We start from the raw sequence: 16,036 nt of genomic DNA on the forward strand, positions 1-16,036 counted from the left end.
CTTATCTTCTCGCTGCACCTGCAAAATCAGGTGCCAGAATTAGCCTTCTGAACTCCTTCATCGGTGACGCAAGTATTTTTGTGTCGCACGCTTAGGTACACTCCAATGGTGGGCCGAGCGGGGGCGTCGTAAGACGCGCCGGTATCCAATGAGGCCGGTAGGACCAACTCCGTTCAGCCCGCCACCAAAAGGTTGGTCCCTTAAGGTGGCGGTAAAATTTGACTCATTGGAGGCTGCCCTATGGCGACTACCCCTCTCTTTTCACACTCTTTATTTACCCTGCCCTTTAGCCATGCCACGGATTTCACCGAGCTGGCGGATAACTGCGAGCGTTTTGTCGAAGGGCTGGTTGAATGCCATGACCCGGTTGAAAAGCTGGCGATTTGTGCACGTTTGTCGGCCTGTCTCGCATTATTGCAACCGACCTTAACGGAGCCTGTACCGCAGCATCTGCAGGCCAGTCTGACGGTAGATACATTCCCGACCCGTTTTCCCCTTTTCGAGCCTGAGCCAGACCAGATGGGGCGTTACTGCCAGCTTTTGACGCATTTGCTGATGAGCAAAACGCTTTCTGATGATATGGAGCGAGTAGCGGGTGATTTGCTGCAGGATTTGGTGGGCTATTTCGCCGACACGCTGAAAGCGCCGCGTTGGTTGAAAACCGAGGATGGCGTGATGGTGCTGTAAAAAAGCCGGGTGACGCTTGCGCTTACCCGGCCTACGATGTGGATGTGAGCTCGTTTCCAGGCCCGGTAAGCGCAAGCGCCACCGGGCAACAGGACTCAGCTCAACAGTTGGAAGGCAATCATACCGACAATTGCGCCGACCGTGCCGAGGATGGTTTCCATCATCGTCCAGGTCTTCAGCGTTTGTGCTTCCGTTGCGCCGGTAAATTTACCGAACAACCAGAAACCAGCGTCGTTAACGTGGCTTACGACGATAGAGCCGCCCGCGATACAAATAGACAGTGCCGCCATCTGCGCACCGGAGAAGTTCAGCTGTTCAATCACCGGCATCACCAGACCAACCGCCGTTAAGCAGGCTACGGTTGCTGACCCCTGAATGATACGCACCGCTGCCGCCAGCACGAAGCAGGTAATGGCAATCGGCAGACCCATTCCGGTTAACGCTTCGCCCAGCGCCGGACCGACGCCGGAATCAACCAGCACCTGTTTAAACACGCCACCTGCACCAATCACCAGCAGGATAATCCCCGCCGGTTGCAGCGCATGACCGCAGATCTCCATCACTTTGTCTTTTGGCATACCCTGGCGAATCGCCAGACCGTAAATCGCCACCAGACATGCAACCAGAATCGCGGTAAACGGGTGACCGATAAACTCAAACCATTCGTAAGTTGAAGAACCAACCGGTACAAAGCGCGCGGCGATGGTTTTCAGACCAACCAATACCAGCGGCAGCAGGATCAGCGACAAGCTAAAGCCGAAGGACGGCATTTTACCTTCACCCAGGTGCGGCTCGGTAATATCATCAGGAATGTTCAGCTCAACGTAACGGCTGATGAAATTACCCCACAGCGGTCCGGCGATAATCATGCCCGGAATCGCGGCACACAGGCCAATCAGGATCATCCAGCCAAAGTCAGCGTGCATCTGCGAAGCCAGCAACATCGGCGCTGGCCCCGGCAGTAAAAACGCCGCAGCAGCCGCTACGCCGGCAAACAGCGGAATGACGAGTTTAACCAGGTTGGTACCGGTGTGACGCGCCATCGAGAACGCCACGCTGATCAGCAGCACAATCGCCACCTCAAAGAACAGCGGTAGCGCACAGATAAGCCCGGCCAGGCCAATCGCGTAATGTGCGCGGCTGTGGCCGAAGGATTTCAGCATTTTCACGGCGATCTGATCGACCGCACCCGTTTCATGCAAAATCTTGCCAAACATCGCCCCCAGCGCCACCACAATCGCCAGGAAACCGAGCGTGCCTCCCATCCCTTTTTCCATAGTCGCGGCGATTTTATCGAGCGGCATACCGGAAAAGAGACCTGCACCAATAGACACCACCATCAAAGCAAGGAAGGCGTGCATACGCGCCTTCATCACTAAAAACAGCAGTAATAAAACGGACCCTACTGCTGTTAAAACAAGCGTTAATGTACTCACTACTTACTGCCCTGGTTAATAACCTCAATGGTGCTGGCGACCACACCGTCCAGTGGTTGATCGATATCGACCACCAGTACATCGCTTTCATTCGCACCTGGTTCTTCCAGCGCTTCAAACTGGGTCACCAGCATCTGCGTTTTGAAGAAGTGGCCTTTACGCGCTTTCAGGCGGCTTTCGATAACGTCAAAATCCCCTTTCAGATAGATGAAAGAGAGGTTCGGGTTACCGTCGCGCAGCTGGTCGCGATAGACTTTTTTCAGAGCGGAACAGACGATCAGCGAAACCTTGTTGGTACGCTGCATCGCAAAAGCGGCGTCATTCAGCGCCTGTAACCACGGTTTACGGTCGTCATCGTTGAGTGGCTCACCGGAAGCCATTTTCATGATGTTGCTGCGCGGATGGAGAAAATCGCCATCAAGAAACGCGGCTTGCAGTTGATGCGCCACTTCGCTGGCGACAGCAGATTTACCGCTGCCCGATACGCCCATCAGAACGTAAACGTGGTGATCATGATTAGTCGTGCTCAAAGCGTTGCCCCCACTGGTACAAGAATCTGGAAATTGTTACGGGTAACTGTTATCGGTAACATTGTCCAGCCGGATAAATAGAGAAGCAATATCCATTCGTGCTCGAAGTGTATAAGTGTGAGCTACTTCAAACTTGTTGGCTTAAATAGATCCGCCCGGTGACAAGGTGAAACCTAAATCTAACATTTTAGGTGTGACTGCTTCACCACGGATGCGCGCCAGCAGACGTTCAGCACCAATGCTGCCCATCCGTTCACGCGGCGTGAGCACGCTCGCCAGACGCGGCTCCATCACCTGCCCGATGTCGTGACCGTGGAATCCGGCAATCGCCATGTCATCCGGGATTTTCAGCCCTAAACGCTGGCATTCGAAGGCCGCCCCTACCGCCAGGTCATCGTTGGTACAGAAAATGCCGTCGAGCTGCGGATATTCGCGCCGCGCCTGACGGATGAGTTCAATACCGGAGGAGTAGGAAGAAGACTGTTCCACCATCACGCTGTACGGCACCAGGTTGGCATCGCGCATTGCCTGCTCGTAGCCTCTCTGTTTGATGATAGTACGTTCATCAAGACGTGCGCCAAGATAGGCTACATGACGGTGCCCGCGGGCGATGATAGCGGCGGTCATTTGACGCGCGGCTTCGAAGTTGTCGAAACCGACGGCGATATCCAGACACGGGGACTGGCTGTCCATCAGCTCAACCACCGGGATACCGGCGACCTCAATCATTTTCAGCGTACGAGGCGTATGGCTACGTTCGGTGAGGATCAGGCCATCGATATTCCACGACAGCATCGATTCCAGACGCTCCTGTTCCATCTCGGGTTTATAGCCGTAGTGCGCCAGCATGGTTTGATACCCATGGGCGTCGGTAACGGCCTCAATGCCGCGTAACACTTCAGCAAAAACCTGGTTTGTGAGAGACGGTAACAACACGCCGATAGCGCGGCTGGTAGCGTTAGAAAGGATATCAGGAGCGCGATTGGGAATATAACCCAGCTCATCAAGTGCAGCGGCAATTTTGCCCCGCAGCGCCACGGAGACCTGCTCCGGGTTACGCAAAAAGCGACTGACCGTCATTTTGGTCACGCCCACGCGGTCGGCTACATCCTGAAGTACGGGTCTTTTCTTTTTCATCGTCCTGAAGCGTTAAAAAGGGATAGATTCCCCCAGTTTACCACGGACGTGCATGAACCTTTGCAGAGAAAAAAAGGAGTTTTTATTGTGAGAAATACACAAAATCATTCGAGTTGCATCAAGGCGGCGACGTAGTGAATCCCCGGGAGCGTACATTAAGTACGCGACCGGGGTGAGCGACAAATCTGCCGGGAGCAGATTTGAACGCTGCTTGCAGCGGCCCCGAAGGGGCGAGGCCTATGGATGGGCCGAGTAATAAAGCCAACACAGATGCGGCTTGAAGGATGCCGTGTATTTTTATACAGGCGGCAGGTCAAACAACAACACTTCGCTGTCGCTGTCGGCATGAATAGAAATTGCCTGTTCATCCCAGATTGCCAGACCATCACTGGTGGTCGCTTTGGTTCCGTTAATGGTGACGTTGCCTTTAACGACCTGGATCCAGACGCGACGTTCAGCGGCAATCTGATGTACCGACTGCTCATCTTTGAGTAACGCCCAGCGGTACAGCTCCATATCCTGGTACACTTTCAGCGAGCCATCGCGGGCATCAGGCGACAGCACCAGTTGTTTACCCTGAGCGGCATCGAAACGGCGCTGTTCATAGCGCGGCGTAATACCGTTTTCCTGCGGCATGATCCAGATCTGATACAGATGCAGCTTCTCAGTATTACTCGGGTTGTACTCCGAGTGACGGATCCCCGTCCCGGCGCTCATAATCTGGAACTCACCGGCAGGAACCTGCTCTTTGTTGCCCATGCTGTCCTGATGTTCTACCGCGCCTTCCAGCACGTAGGTCAGGATTTCCATGTCTTTATGGGGGTGAGTGCCAAAGCCCTGACCTGCGTCAATCACGTCATCGTTAATCACACGCAGTGCCGAGAACCCCATAAAGTTCGGGTCATAGTAGTTGGCAAAAGAGAAGGTATGCCAGGAATCGAGCCAGCCATGATTCGCATGACCGCGGTCGTTAGCTTTGCGTAAATAGATCATTGTGTTCACCCCCAGATGTTTTCGATGGAGTAAGTGTGGACTCAATCTGCCTGGGATCATAGAGGGTGAAAATTGACTCCTCTGTTCAAAAAATATGAACAAGCCCAGAGGAGTCGATTAACGCTATTTGGCGAGGGTTATCGTGGCAGGCGTTGCTTGTTCGAAGGCGCGTTCGAGGATCTCCAGGTTGGTTAGAACTTCAGATTCCTTGACGTAATTAGGCGTACCGGCGTTCAGCGTCTGGTATAGCGCATCATAGACGCGACCATAGTCCCCGACTTCCGGTTTCATCTCTTCTCTCACCGTCAGGCCGTCATCGTTGACGTACTCCAATACCCCGGTGGAATCGTCAGCAGCGAAACCGGGCTCACCCGGCATGATATTGGCCTTCAGGCTGGTTTCCTGCTGGTCGATGCCGTACTTCACAAACGAGCCTTTGGTGCCATGGACGATAAACTTCGGATAGTCGATTTTCACCAGATGACTGGTTTTAACAATGGCTTTCAGGTCGCCGTAAAACAGTTGCGCTTCAAAGGTATCGTCCGGGTTCGCTTTATTACGCAGGCTGCGGATGTCATAAGCCACATGATCGGGGCGTCCGAACAGCGAAATAATCTGATCCATGGTGTGTACGCCCAGGCCATAAAACGCGCCGTCCTGTGGCAATCCCGGCTTAGTTTCCGCCTCGGGACGGTAATAATCAAAATGGCTTTCAACCTCAACAATCTTGCCGAGTTTGCCGCTCTCAATCGCCTTTTTGGCGGTAAGGAAGCAGGAGTCAAAACGACGATTCTGATACGGCGTAACGATCAGCCCTTTGCTTTGCGCCAGTTCGAACAATACTTTTGCTTCTGCCAGCGTCGGCGTGAACGGTTTCTCAACCAGCACGTTTTTACCCGCCTCCAGCGCACGTTTGGCGTAGTCAAAATGGCTGTCAGCATGGGTACAGACGATCACTAACTTCACCTGCGGATCGTTTAAGATCTCGTCGAGGTCGCTGGTGAAGTGAACATGCGAATACTGCGGCGCCTGCTCTTCCGGCCTGGCGTTACGGCGGAAAATGTGCGCGACATGCCAGCTATTTTTGCGGTTGAGGACGTACGGCAAATGGTAGCGAGTGGTACTTTTACCAAAACCAATAAATGCGCAGTGTAAGGTCATGAGACAGTCCTTTTGAAGATGATTATCTACACCATAGCGCAAAGCGGCTGGAGACTGAATGTTGGATCTTTGCCGGATGCGGCGTTGCCTTATCCGGCCTACAAAACCCAGGTCTCAGCCGTAGGCCGGATAAGCGCAAGCGCCATCCGGCATCATCCCGGGGACAAAATGACAAGTAAGCCAGGCTGAAACAAAACCCCAAAAAAAAAGCCAGCAAAAGCTGGCTAAAGTAATACTGGAAGCAATGTGAGCAATGTCGTGCTTTCAGGTTCTCCGTAGGGGTTCCCCTGAACGCAGAGCAATAATAATCATTCTCATTCGCACTTGTCTACTTCTTTTTGCAAAAAAATGCAGTTGACGGAATTTTCTTTCTCAGCGAGGGTAAAGACTCAATTAACCCTGAAGGAGATAAGGAATGAGTGAGATAGTGATACGCCACGCTGAACAGAAAGATTACGACGCAATTCGTCAGATCCATGCCCAGCCGGAGGTGTATCACAACACGCTACAGGTTCCTCATCCTTCCATGGAGATGTGGCAAGAACGACTAACCGAACGGGTCGGAATCAAACAACTGGTCGCGTGCATTGACGATATCGTCGTGGGGCACCTCTGTATTGAGGTCGCGCAGCGCCCGCGCCGCAGCCATGTCGCCGATTTTGGTATCTGCGTTGATGCCCGCTGGCAGAATCGCGGCGTTGCCAGCGCGCTTCTCCGTACGATGATCGACATGTGCGACAACTGGCTGCGCGTCGACCGTATCGAGTTAACAGTGTTTGTGGATAACGAACCTGCTGTTGCGGTCTATAAAAAGCATGGCTTTGAGATCGAAGGCACCGGTAAGAAATACGGCCTGCGCAACGGCGAGTACGTGGATGCGTACTTTATGGCGCGCGTGAAATAACGGGTAAGAAACCGTCAGGAAGCACTCGCCGGGCCTGCATCAACGGCAGACCCGGCAATACCATCAGTACCCCGCCGTTAAATCATCCACGGAACGTGGGTCGGACGCGCCATACAGTGCGCCATCCGGTCCTACCATAATGCTCTGCGTGCTGCCCATCGCTTCCTTCAGCGCAACTTTCTGCCCTTTCTGCTCCAGCAGCTTAATGGTGTCCGGGCTAAACCCTTTCTCAACGCGCAGTTCATCGGGCAACCACTGATGGTGGAAACGCGGCGCGTTGGTCGCTTCGGCGACGTTCATTCCAAAATCAATGCTGTTAACCACCATTTGCAGCACAGTAGTGATGATTCGGCTCCCGCCAGGGCTGCCGGTAACCAGCCAGGTTTTCCCGTCTTTTACCACGATAGTCGGCGACATTGATGACAGTGGACGCTTCTTCGGCCCAACCGCGTTGGCATCGCCGCCCACCAGCCCGTAAACGTTCGGCACGCCCGGCTTGGCGGAGAAATCGTCCATTTCGTTATTAAGCAGAATGCCGGTGTTACCCGCCACGATGCCGGTTCCGAAGGTGGTATTCAGGGTATACGTTACCGCCACGGCATTGCCGTCTTTATCCACCACCGAGAAATGGGTGGTCTGATTGCTTTCATACGGCGCGAGCTTGCCGGGCTTGATCTGGCTGGAAGGCTTCGCCTTGTTGATATCAATCTGATCGGCAAGTGATTTGGCATAGGCTTTGTTGGTCAGCGCCTGCCACGGCACTTTCACAAAATCCGGGTCGCCCAGATACTCCGAGCGGTCGGCGTAGGCATATTTCTCCGCTTCAGCCATTACCTGCATGGTATCGGCGCTGCCAAACCCGTACTTCTTCATATCGAAGTTTTCAAGAATATTGAGGATCTGCACGATGTGAATACCGCCAGAGGACGGCGGCGGCATGGAGAAGACCTGATATCCGCGATAGTCACCGCTAATCGGCGTACGCTCAACGGCTTTATAGGCGGCTAAGTCCTCTTTCGTCATCAGCCCGCCGTTTTTCTGCATTTCCTCCGCAATCTGATCGGCAATCGCCCCTTTATAAAACGCATCCGGACCATTTTCGGCAATCATCTCGAGGCTTTTCGCCAGGTTCGTTTGCACCAGCTTGTCGCCCTTTTTCAGCGGCTCGCCGTCTTTCCAGAAAATGGCTTTACTGTTCTCGTGATTAGGGAGCACTTCGCTGCCATAGGTTTTCAGATCGTCGGCCAGCGCGTCGTTAACCACAAAGCCTTCTTCCGCCAGCTTCATTGCCGGGCGCACGACTTTGTTCAGCGGCATCGTGCCGTATTTTTCCAGCGCCAGCGAGAAACCCGCCACGGTACCCGGCGTACCGGATGCCAGATGCGATGTCAGCGACTTTTTCGCATCGGCGTTGCCCTGCTCATCGAGGAACATGTCGCGGGTCGCGCCAGCAGGGGCCATTTCACGAAAATCGATCGCCGTGGTGTTACCGTCTTTGGTACGCAGCAGCATAAACCCACCACCGCCCAGATTACCCGCCTGCGGATGCGTCACCGCCAGCGCGTAGCCCACGGCAACAGCGGCATCAACGGCATTCCCGCCCTGTTTCAGAATATCCACCCCAACCTGGGTGGCTAAAGCATCTACGGAAGCCACCATCCCCTGTTGCGCGCGAACGGGATGGAACACATCTTCCTCGACACCGTAGGATACCGGCGGTGGCTCAGCCGGCGCGGCAGCCACGCTAAAACAACTTCCTGAGAGCAGAGCAGCAATGGCTACCCGGCGTAAAAACGTCGGTTTTATCATCGTTATTCTCCAGATGTACAGGGGTCGGCCCCCACTAAGCCTGGTGCATAACTCTGAAATAATCATCGTAACGGCGAGAAAGGAGTAAACTTAAACGATCCCCGAGAGGAGAAAAGCGATGAAACGACTCTTACTTTTAGCCATGCTCTTGCCGTTTGCTGGCTTTGCACAGCCCATCAACACCATGAATAACCCGAATCAACCCGGTTATCAGATCCCGAGTCAGCAGCGTATGCAAACCCAAATGCAATCACAGCAGATTCAGCAGAAAGGGATGCTCAACCAGCAGTTGCAAACGCAGACGCGCATGCAGCAACAGCATATGGAAAACCAAATCAACACGAACACCCAGCGCGTGCTGCAGTCTCAGCCGGGCGAGTTGAATCCTGGACAGCAGCAAATGCTGCCTAACAGTAACGGTGGGATGTTGAGTGGAACCCGTAATCCGGACAGCTCGCTCAATAAGCAACATATGCTGTCGGAGAAAAAGAACGGCGACATGCTGAAGCCCTCCAGCACGCCGCAGCCTAACGTTCCGTTAAAAACGATTGGGCCTTAACAGGGCTGGAAATCCGGGCCAATCGTATCAATGGCATCGGTACAGATGCAGTCCACACCCCAGCGCAGCAGTTCCGCCGCGCGCTGGGGTCGGTTGACGGTATACACCAGAATACGTAGCCCCGCATCGCGCAGCGCATCCACGCGCGCCTCATCCAGCAGCTTATGATTAAGATGAATAGAGACGCAGCCAAGCCGCGTGGTCAGCTCGCGCCAGTCTTCGCGCCATTCATCCAGCAGCAAACCTCTCGGCAGTTCAGGCACCGCCTGCTGCGCCGCTTCTAGCGCATCAATTTCAAAGGATGACAACAGTGGTGGCGTCATTCCCGCCCACAGTTCCCGCGCGGCCAGCGCCACGACCTTCCCGGTGAGCGCCCCCGTCCCGGTGGTGGGTTTGATCTCAATATTTGCCATCATGCCGTGCTGGCGACAGCGCTCAGCAACTTGCGAGAGCAGCGGCAACGGTTCGCCTTTAAACTCACCGCTAAACCAGCCGCCGGCATCCACGCGCAATAAATCCTGCCAGTTCAGCTCGCCAGCCACGCCCCAGCCGTTGCTGGTGCGTTCCAGGTTGTCGTCATGCAGTAAGAAGATCTCACCGTCTTTCGACAATTTAGCGTCAAACTCGATCATGGTATGCCCATATTGCGCCCCCATGTCGATTGCCGCCAGGGTGTTTTCCGGGGCTAACTTACCGCCGCCGCGATGGGCGACAATATGGGGGTAAGGCCAGTTATTCATACGCGTTGTCCTGTTTCGCCATCAAAAAGATGCAGATGATTTTCCGGCAGATGCAGCCACAGCGTGCTGCCTGCCGTCGGGCGATGCTGATGCGCCAGTCGCACCACCAGCTTTTGCTCGCCCCAGCGTCCGTGTGCCAGGTTATCTGCACCCAGCATTTCCAGCGTGTCGACGACCAGCGGCACGCCACCTTCGGCCTGCGAGCTTAGCGCAATATGCTCCGGGCGGATACCCAGCGTCATGTTACGCCCAATACACTCCCTGGCGCTTCTGCCAATGGGCAACGTCATGCCGCCCTCCAGCTCAAAATGGGTACCCGTAGAGCTGATGCGCCCATCGAGCAGATTCATCGCCGGGCTGCCGATAAAGCTTGCCACAAAGCGACTGGCAGGCTTTTCATACACCTCAACCGGCGTCCCTACCTGCTCGGCAATGCCTTTGTTCATCACCATAACCCGCTGGGCGAGGGTCATCGCTTCAACCTGATCGTGCGTCACGTACAGCGAGGTGGTTTTCAGTCGGCGATGCAGATGTTGTAACTCCAGACGCATCTGTACGCGCAGCTTGGCGTCAAGGTTAGAAAGCGGCTCATCGAACAGGAATACCGCCGGGTCACGCACAATCGCTCGTCCCATCGCTACGCGCTGGCGCTGGCCGCCGGAAAGTTCGCGCGGACGACGTTTGAGCAGCTCACCCAGCTCGAGAATACGCGCCGCCTCTTTCACCCGCTCAGCAATATGCTCCTTGCCCATCCCGCGGATTTTCAGCCCCCAGGCCATGTTTTCTTCCACGCTCATATGCGGGTAGAGAGCATAGTTTTGAAAGACCATCGCAATGCCGCGATCCTTCGGCTCCATCTCGGTGACGCGTTTATTATCAATCCAGATATCGCCGCCGCTTACCCGTTCAAGCCCGGCCACCATCCGCAACAGCGTAGACTTTCCGCAGCCGGATGGGCCAACCATCACAATAAATTCCCCGTCCGCGACGTCCAGCGTCAGCGGTTTAATCACCTGGGTTTTGCCGTCCCAGCTTTTGGTTACTGCCTGTAGTTTTAAACCAGCCATTTTTATTTCTCACTGTCCACTAAACCACGCACAAACGCGCGCTGCATGGCTAACACGATGATTACCGGAGGGATGAGCGTCAGCAGCATGGCTGCCATTACCTGGTTCCACTGCGTGGTGCCTTCACCGGTGGCAATCATGCCTTTGATACCCGCCACCGCAGTGCCCAAATTGACGTCGGTAATAATTAACAACGGCCACAGATACTGGTTCCAGCCGTAGATAAAGGTGATCACGAACAGCGCCGCCAGATTGGTTTTTGACAACGGTAGTACGATATCGCGGAAAAAACGCATCGGTGACGCGCCGTCAATACGCGCCGCCTCAACCAGTTCATCCGGTAGGGTCATAAAGAACTGACGGAACAGGAAAGTCGCTGTCGCAGATGCCATCAACGGCAGCGTCAGACCCGCATAGCTGTCGAGCATCTTCAGGTTGGCGATCACTTCTACCGTCGGGAAAATACGCACCTCAACCGGTAGCATCAGGGTGATAAAAATCATCCAGAAGAACAGGTTGCGCAACGGAAAGCGGAACCAGACGATGGCGAATGCGGAGAGCATAGAAACGGTAATTTTCCCTACCGTAATGCTGAACGCCATGATGAAACTGTTGAGCATCATCAGCCAGAACGGTGCGCTGTTGACGCCCACGCCGTTGACCCAGATGTATTTCATGTTTTCCAGCAGCTGTGTACCGGGAACCAGCGTCATCGGCGTCTCAAACACCGCTTTATTGTCCAGCGTCGCCGCGACAAACGCGACGTACAGCGGAAACAGGATCACCATGATCCCCATAATCAACATGGCATGGCTGAATATTGTCAGCCCACGACGGTTCTCAATCATTGGTAACGCACCTTACTTTCCACATAGCGGAACTGCACCACCGTCAAAATAATGACCAGGAACATCAGCACCACAGATTGTGCAGCGGAAGAAGCCAGATCCAGCCCGACAAAACCTTCGCGATAGATCTTATAAATCAGCGTCGTGGTCGCCTGTACCGGCCCGCCTGCAGTGGCAGCATCAATCACCGGGAAGGTGTCAAAGAAGGCATACACCAGATTCACCACCAGCAGGAAGAAGCTCACCGGGGCAATGAGCGGCAGCGCCAGCTTAAAGAAGCGGCGAACCGGCCCCGCACCGTCAATCGCGGCGGCTTCGATCAGCGAGCGAGGAATAGACTGCAATGCGGCAAAGAAGAACAGGAAGTTGTAACTAATCTGCTTCCAGACCGACGCGAACACCACCAGGAACATTGCCTGACCGCTGTTTTGCGCATGGTTCCAGTCATAGCCAAACTCACCGAGAAAATGGGTAATCAACCCGCGCCCGGGGTTAAACAGGAAGATCCACAATACGGCGGCAACGGCGGGCGCAACGGCGTAAGGCAACAGCATCAGCGTTTGGTAAAAACGGCTGCCGCGCACCACGTAATTCACCAACGCCGCAAAAAATAACGACACCAGCAGACCGCTTACCGTGACTAACGTACTGAACTTAATGGTGGTCCAGAATGAGTCGAGGTAGTACGGGTCATGAAACAGCGCAACAAAGTTTTCCAGTCCGACAAACTGGCTGGAAAGACCAAACGGATCAACGGATTGTAGCGAGTACCACAGCGCTTCACCGGCAGGCCAGATAAAGAAAATAACGGTGATAACCAGCTGCGGAGCCACCAGTAAATAGGGAAGCCAGCGCGAACGGAACACCGGACGGGATGAAGACATGGAGGTTTGATTCCTGAACAGCGCCGGATGGCGCTACGCTTATCCGGCCTACGCGCATTTGTAGGCCGGGTAAGGCGCAGCCGCCACCCGGCATTTCACATTACGATTTGGTCGATTGCTCAAAGCGACGCAGTAACTGATTACCACGCTCAACGGCGGCATCCAGCGCCTGCTGCGGGGTTTTCTTCCCGGTCCAGACGCTTTCCAGCTCTTCATCCACAATGGTACGGATCTGCGGCATATTGCCCAGACGCAGCCCTTTGGTGTACGGCAACGGCGGCTTGTTGAGCATTTGACGCGTAGCGATATCAGCCCCCGGATTCTTCTCATAGAAGCCCTGCTCACGGGTCAAATCGTAGGCCGCGGTGGTGATCGGCAGATAGCCAGTCTTCTGGTGCCATTCGGCAGCAATTTCAGGCTTCGCCAGGAAGTTGAGGAACTTCGCCACGCCTTCGTAGGTGGGTTTGTCTTTACCCTGCATCACCCACAGGCTGGCTCCACCGATAATGGCGTTCTGCGGCGCGCCCTTCACATCGGCATCGTACGGCATCATCCCGACGCCATAGTTGAATTTCGCGTAATGGCGGATGTCAGCCAGAGAACCGGAAGACGCGGTGGTAATGGCGCAATCCCCGTTGTAGAACTTCTCGGTCGACTCATCTTTACGCCCGAAGTAGCTGAAATCGCCTTTTTTGTTCAGCTCTTCCAGCAGAGCGATATGCTTCACCTGTTCCGGTTTATTGAACTCCAGCACCGCGTCAGTACCGTCAAAGCCATTGTTTTTGGTTGCTACCGGCAGACCGTTCCAGGCACTGAAGTTTTCAATCTGAATCCATCCCTGCCAGCCGCTGGCGTAGCCGCACTTCATGCCTGCCGCTTTCAGTTTCGCGGTGTATTCCGCCAGGTCCTGCCAGGTTTTCGGCGGCTGCTCAGGGTCTAAACCGGCTTTTTTGAAGGCATCTTTGTTGTAGTACAGCACCGGCGTGGAGCTGTTAAACGGCTGGGAGAGCAGATGTCCACTTTTAGAGTCGGTGTAATACCCGGAAACCGTCGGGACGAACTGAGATTCATCGAAGTTAATGCCAGCCTCTTTGAATACTTCATAGACCGGTTTAATGGCTTTCGAAGCCATCATTGTTGCCGTACCCACTTCATAAACCTGCAGCAGCGCAGGCGCGTTTCCGGTACGGAAAGCGGCAATACCTGCGCTCAGGCTCTGCTCGTAGTTGCCTTTGTACTGCGGAACAATTTTGTAGTCGGGATTGGCGGCATTAAAACGTTGCGCCAGTGAGTCAACTTCTTTACCCAGTTCGCCTTCCATTGAGTGCCAGAATGGGATGGTGGTGACCGCCAGTGCCTGACCTGCAAACGCCAGGCTAAGTGCCAGTCCTAAAGCTGTATGTCGTAACGATATCATCGGTTATCTCTCTTGTTGTGCCGGATGCGCGATATCACGCGTTTTATGCTCGCGGGGGTAACATGACATGCTCGAATGACAGAAAAATAACTTTTTTATTACAAAAAAAAGATAGTAAGGCGACAAACAGATGGCAAGGCGGTGAAAGCGTAGTGACAGGAAAATGCGGGGTGGTGCACAACAAAGCCGGGTAGCGGTATGCTTTACCCGGTGAATAAAGAAGGTTTTGTCACCCTGGTAAGATCAGGCAGGCTGTGCAAACGTGAATTCCAGCGCCAGACCCAGGATCTGCATACCATGAATGTTATCTTCCGGAGATATCGCCACCAGGCTTTCCAGAAACTTGAGTCGCCGTGACTGGGCGTTGATGATGAGTTTTCCCCGTAATGCAGGAAGCTTCAGCGAAGAGATGGGATAAACCACGCGCCCACAGACTTCCACCGGCAGCTTGCGCAAATCGACTTGCTGAAGCACGCCCACAGAGGAATACAGCAGCGCTACAGGCGTTACGGCGAGCAATGGTGATGGACTAATACTGACAAAATCCAGCAGGGGTTCTGGACGCAGATAGTTCAGCCCATTAAAGGAAACCGTGACGCCATCAATTGCGGGCATGGGCTGCACATTAGTTTGATGCGGTGAATCATTCATGCAATTACCATTGATATAAAATATAAATCAAGCTATTGATTATACAGAATATAGTGCACAAATGCTGGGACAGAACTCGCAATCCTTGCAGGTATGAATGATTGCGTTTCCAGTCTTACTCTCTTCGCCAGCGGCGTTCATATTCGTTCTGTAAACGCTGCTGTTCCCGCCGCTCACGGTCACGCTGGATATCCGATTTTTCGTCTTCCCAGCCCGGACACACAGAACTGCTGAATACCTCGCAGGGTGAGTTGGATTGTGCTGACGGGTTGACCGGCTTTTCTTGCCAGATTGCAGGATCGCGCGGATCGAAAGTTTGCTCTTTCACTGCCTGCGCACTGAATGAGCCGGCCAATAGTAGACTTCCAATAGCCATACAGGCACCTGAACGTGTCATCCTTTCTCCATGTTCATTTTTATTATTGATAATCATTATCAATAATAACATAGCGCAATAAAAAAGGGGCCTGATGAGCCCCTTGTCTATTTAGATAACTGTTAACCGCCCAAATAAGCGCTACGCACCGCTTCGTTAGCCAGCAATGCATCACCGGTATCTTCCAGCACCACGTGGCCGTTTTCCAGCACGTACCCACGGTCGGCGAGTTTCAGTGCCTGGTTGGCGTTTTGTTCGACGAGGAAAATCGTCATCCCCTGCTCGCGCAGTTGCTCAATGGTGTTAAAGATCTGCTGGATGATAATCGGCGCCAGACCCAGCGACGGTTCATCAAGCAGTAGCAGCCTCGGCTGGCTCATCAGCGCACGGCCTATCGCCAGCATCTGCTGTTCGCCGCCGGACATGGTTCCCGCACGTTGAATACGGCGCTCATGCAGGCGAGGAAACAGGTCATACACCCACTTGATACGTTCCTGAAACTGGCCTTTCTCGGCAAAGAAACCACCCATCGCCAGGTTCTCTTCCACCGTCATACGGGAAAACACGCGACGCCCTTCCGGGACAATCGCCACCGCTTCACGCATGATTTTTGCCGTCTGCCAGTCGGTAATATCTTTACCATCAAAGACAATACGCCCACTTGTTGCCCGAGGATCGCCGCACAGCGTTCCGAGCAGCGTGGTTTTCCCCGCACCGTTGGCACCGATAAGCGTCACGATTTCACCCTGGTTGATATACAAGCTGACATCGTGCAGAGCCTGGATCTTGCCGTAGTGGGCGTTGACGTTGTCAAAAGACAACATGACTTTTTCCATC

Annotated in this window: 17 protein-coding genes; 3 read left to right on the top strand and 14 right to left on the bottom strand. The window is 54.0% G+C overall.

Features of this window, described 5'->3' with window-relative positions; genetic code table 11:
- Positions 1 to 240: 240 nt before the first annotated feature.
- Entirely contained in the window at positions 241 to 687 is a 447-nt protein-coding gene (locus FDX24_RS08325) for a hypothetical protein (RefSeq protein WP_003837860.1), read from the top strand.
- Positions 688 to 782: 95 nt separating this feature from the next.
- Here FDX24_RS08325 and gntU read toward each other — a convergent pair whose 3' ends face one another.
- The 5 genes from gntU to FDX24_RS08350 all read right to left on the bottom strand — a co-directional run bounded on the left by gntU (position 783) and on the right by FDX24_RS08350 (position 5,944).
- A complete protein-coding gene (gntU, locus tag FDX24_RS08330; RefSeq protein WP_003023477.1) occupies positions 783 to 2,123 on the bottom strand; it encodes a gluconate transporter in 1,341 nt (446 codons plus the stop codon).
- The gene (gntK, locus tag FDX24_RS08335; RefSeq protein ID WP_048213572.1) at positions 2,123 to 2,653 is read right to left on the bottom strand and encodes a gluconokinase; all 531 of its coding nucleotides are present in this window, start codon (positions 2,651 to 2,653) and stop codon (positions 2,123 to 2,125) included. Before gntK ends, gntU begins: the two co-directional genes overlap by 1 nt.
- A gap of 141 nt (positions 2,654 to 2,794) precedes the next feature.
- Positions 2,795 to 3,790, bottom strand: a complete 996-nt coding sequence (gene gntR / locus FDX24_RS08340; RefSeq protein ID WP_003023473.1) for a gluconate operon transcriptional repressor GntR — start codon at positions 3,788 to 3,790, stop codon at positions 2,795 to 2,797.
- A 297-nt stretch (positions 3,791 to 4,087) separates the two neighbouring features.
- Positions 4,088 to 4,783, bottom strand: coding sequence for a quercetin 2,3-dioxygenase (gene yhhW, locus FDX24_RS08345; RefSeq protein ID WP_016151113.1), 696 nt, complete (start codon positions 4,781 to 4,783; stop codon positions 4,088 to 4,090).
- 123 nt (positions 4,784 to 4,906) lie between these two features.
- On the bottom strand, positions 4,907 to 5,944 hold the full coding sequence (locus FDX24_RS08350; RefSeq protein ID WP_137364125.1) for an oxidoreductase: 1,038 nt from the start codon (positions 5,942 to 5,944) through the stop codon (positions 4,907 to 4,909).
- A 415-nt stretch (positions 5,945 to 6,359) separates the two neighbouring features.
- Here FDX24_RS08350 and yhhY point away from each other — a divergent pair, with 415 nt between their 5' ends.
- Complete coding sequence (gene yhhY, locus FDX24_RS08355; protein ID WP_137364126.1) at positions 6,360 to 6,848, top strand: N-acetyltransferase; 489 nt, start codon at positions 6,360 to 6,362, stop codon at positions 6,846 to 6,848.
- Positions 6,849 to 6,911: 63 nt separating this feature from the next.
- Here yhhY and ggt read toward each other — a convergent pair whose 3' ends face one another.
- The gene (ggt, locus tag FDX24_RS08360) at positions 6,912 to 8,657 is read right to left on the bottom strand and encodes a gamma-glutamyltransferase (RefSeq protein WP_170973061.1); all 1,746 of its coding nucleotides are present in this window, start codon (positions 8,655 to 8,657) and stop codon (positions 6,912 to 6,914) included.
- A gap of 118 nt (positions 8,658 to 8,775) precedes the next feature.
- Between ggt and FDX24_RS08365 the strand changes: the two genes are divergently transcribed.
- On the top strand, positions 8,776 to 9,216 hold the full coding sequence (locus FDX24_RS08365; RefSeq protein WP_003023456.1) for a DUF2756 family protein: 441 nt from the start codon (positions 8,776 to 8,778) through the stop codon (positions 9,214 to 9,216).
- Here the strand turns inward: FDX24_RS08365 and ugpQ are convergent.
- From ugpQ to livF, 8 genes are all read right to left on the bottom strand, one after another.
- Entirely contained in the window at positions 9,213 to 9,956 is a 744-nt protein-coding gene (gene ugpQ, locus FDX24_RS08370) for a glycerophosphodiester phosphodiesterase (RefSeq protein WP_137364127.1), read from the bottom strand. The two genes, FDX24_RS08365 and ugpQ, sit on opposite strands and share 4 nt — an antisense overlap.
- Positions 9,953 to 11,023, bottom strand: coding sequence for a sn-glycerol-3-phosphate import ATP-binding protein UgpC (locus tag FDX24_RS08375; protein ID WP_115642737.1), 1,071 nt, complete (start codon positions 11,021 to 11,023; stop codon positions 9,953 to 9,955). Before FDX24_RS08375 ends, ugpQ begins: the two co-directional genes overlap by 4 nt.
- 2 nt (positions 11,024 to 11,025) lie before the next feature.
- On the bottom strand, positions 11,026 to 11,871 hold the full coding sequence (ugpE, locus tag FDX24_RS08380) for a sn-glycerol-3-phosphate ABC transporter permease UgpE (protein WP_003023450.1): 846 nt from the start codon (positions 11,869 to 11,871) through the stop codon (positions 11,026 to 11,028).
- Positions 11,868 to 12,755, bottom strand: a complete 888-nt coding sequence (gene ugpA / locus FDX24_RS08385) for a sn-glycerol-3-phosphate ABC transporter permease UgpA (protein ID WP_003837841.1) — start codon at positions 12,753 to 12,755, stop codon at positions 11,868 to 11,870. The genes ugpE and ugpA overlap by 4 nt, the downstream gene beginning before the upstream one ends.
- 100 nt (positions 12,756 to 12,855) lie before the next feature.
- Positions 12,856 to 14,172: a sn-glycerol-3-phosphate ABC transporter substrate-binding protein UgpB gene (gene ugpB, locus FDX24_RS08390; protein ID WP_016151119.1), complete on the bottom strand. Its 1,317-nt coding sequence runs from the start codon at positions 14,170 to 14,172 to the stop codon at positions 12,856 to 12,858.
- Between the two features lie 243 nt (positions 14,173 to 14,415).
- Positions 14,416 to 14,823, bottom strand: a complete 408-nt coding sequence (locus FDX24_RS08395) for a dTDP-glucose pyrophosphorylase (RefSeq protein WP_137364128.1) — start codon at positions 14,821 to 14,823, stop codon at positions 14,416 to 14,418.
- A 115-nt stretch (positions 14,824 to 14,938) separates the two neighbouring features.
- Positions 14,939 to 15,220 carry a hypothetical protein gene (locus tag FDX24_RS08400; protein WP_061068753.1) on the bottom strand — a complete coding sequence of 94 codons (282 nt, stop codon included), beginning with the start codon at positions 15,218 to 15,220 and terminating at the stop codon, positions 14,939 to 14,941.
- A 101-nt stretch (positions 15,221 to 15,321) separates the two neighbouring features.
- Positions 15,322 to 16,035 (bottom strand): high-affinity branched-chain amino acid ABC transporter ATP-binding protein LivF, encoded by a 714-nt coding sequence (gene livF, locus FDX24_RS08405; RefSeq protein ID WP_086523486.1) that lies wholly within the window; start codon positions 16,033 to 16,035, stop codon positions 15,322 to 15,324.
- Between the last annotated feature and the right edge of the window lies 1 nt (position 16,036).

It is taken from the genome of Citrobacter sp. wls716 (assembly GCF_005280975.1).
GTDB classification, from domain to species: Bacteria; Pseudomonadota; Gammaproteobacteria; order Enterobacterales; family Enterobacteriaceae; genus Citrobacter; species Citrobacter youngae.

Excerpts from the sequence above, each read along its gene's own strand:
- FDX24_RS08325 (WP_003837860.1), top strand. The coding sequence starts at position 241 with ATGGCGACTACCCCTCTCTTTTCACACTCTTTATTTACCCTGCCCTTT.
- gntR (WP_003023473.1), bottom strand. The coding sequence starts at position 3,790 with ATGAAAAAGAAAAGACCCGTACTTCAGGATGTAGCCGACCGCGTGGGC.
- yhhW (WP_016151113.1), bottom strand. The coding sequence starts at position 4,783 with ATGATCTATTTACGCAAAGCTAACGACCGCGGTCATGCGAATCATGGC.
- FDX24_RS08350 (WP_137364125.1), bottom strand. The coding sequence starts at position 5,944 with ATGACCTTACACTGCGCATTTATTGGTTTTGGTAAAAGTACCACTCGC.
- yhhY (WP_137364126.1), top strand. The coding sequence starts at position 6,360 with ATGAGTGAGATAGTGATACGCCACGCTGAACAGAAAGATTACGACGCA.
- ggt (WP_170973061.1), bottom strand. The coding sequence starts at position 8,657 with ATGATAAAACCGACGTTTTTACGCCGGGTAGCCATTGCTGCTCTGCTC.
- FDX24_RS08365 (WP_003023456.1), top strand. The coding sequence starts at position 8,776 with ATGAAACGACTCTTACTTTTAGCCATGCTCTTGCCGTTTGCTGGCTTT.
- ugpQ (WP_137364127.1), bottom strand. The coding sequence starts at position 9,956 with ATGAATAACTGGCCTTACCCCCATATTGTCGCCCATCGCGGCGGCGGT.
- FDX24_RS08375 (WP_115642737.1), bottom strand. The coding sequence starts at position 11,023 with ATGGCTGGTTTAAAACTACAGGCAGTAACCAAAAGCTGGGACGGCAAA.
- ugpE (WP_003023450.1), bottom strand. The coding sequence starts at position 11,871 with ATGATTGAGAACCGTCGTGGGCTGACAATATTCAGCCATGCCATGTTG.
- ugpA (WP_003837841.1), bottom strand. The coding sequence starts at position 12,755 with ATGTCTTCATCCCGTCCGGTGTTCCGTTCGCGCTGGCTTCCCTATTTA.
- ugpB (WP_016151119.1), bottom strand. The coding sequence starts at position 14,172 with ATGATATCGTTACGACATACAGCTTTAGGACTGGCACTTAGCCTGGCG.
- FDX24_RS08395 (WP_137364128.1), bottom strand. The coding sequence starts at position 14,823 with ATGAATGATTCACCGCATCAAACTAATGTGCAGCCCATGCCCGCAATT.
- FDX24_RS08400 (WP_061068753.1), bottom strand. The coding sequence starts at position 15,220 with ATGACACGTTCAGGTGCCTGTATGGCTATTGGAAGTCTACTATTGGCC.
- livF (WP_086523486.1), bottom strand. The coding sequence starts at position 16,035 with ATGGAAAAAGTCATGTTGTCTTTTGACAACGTCAACGCCCACTACGGC.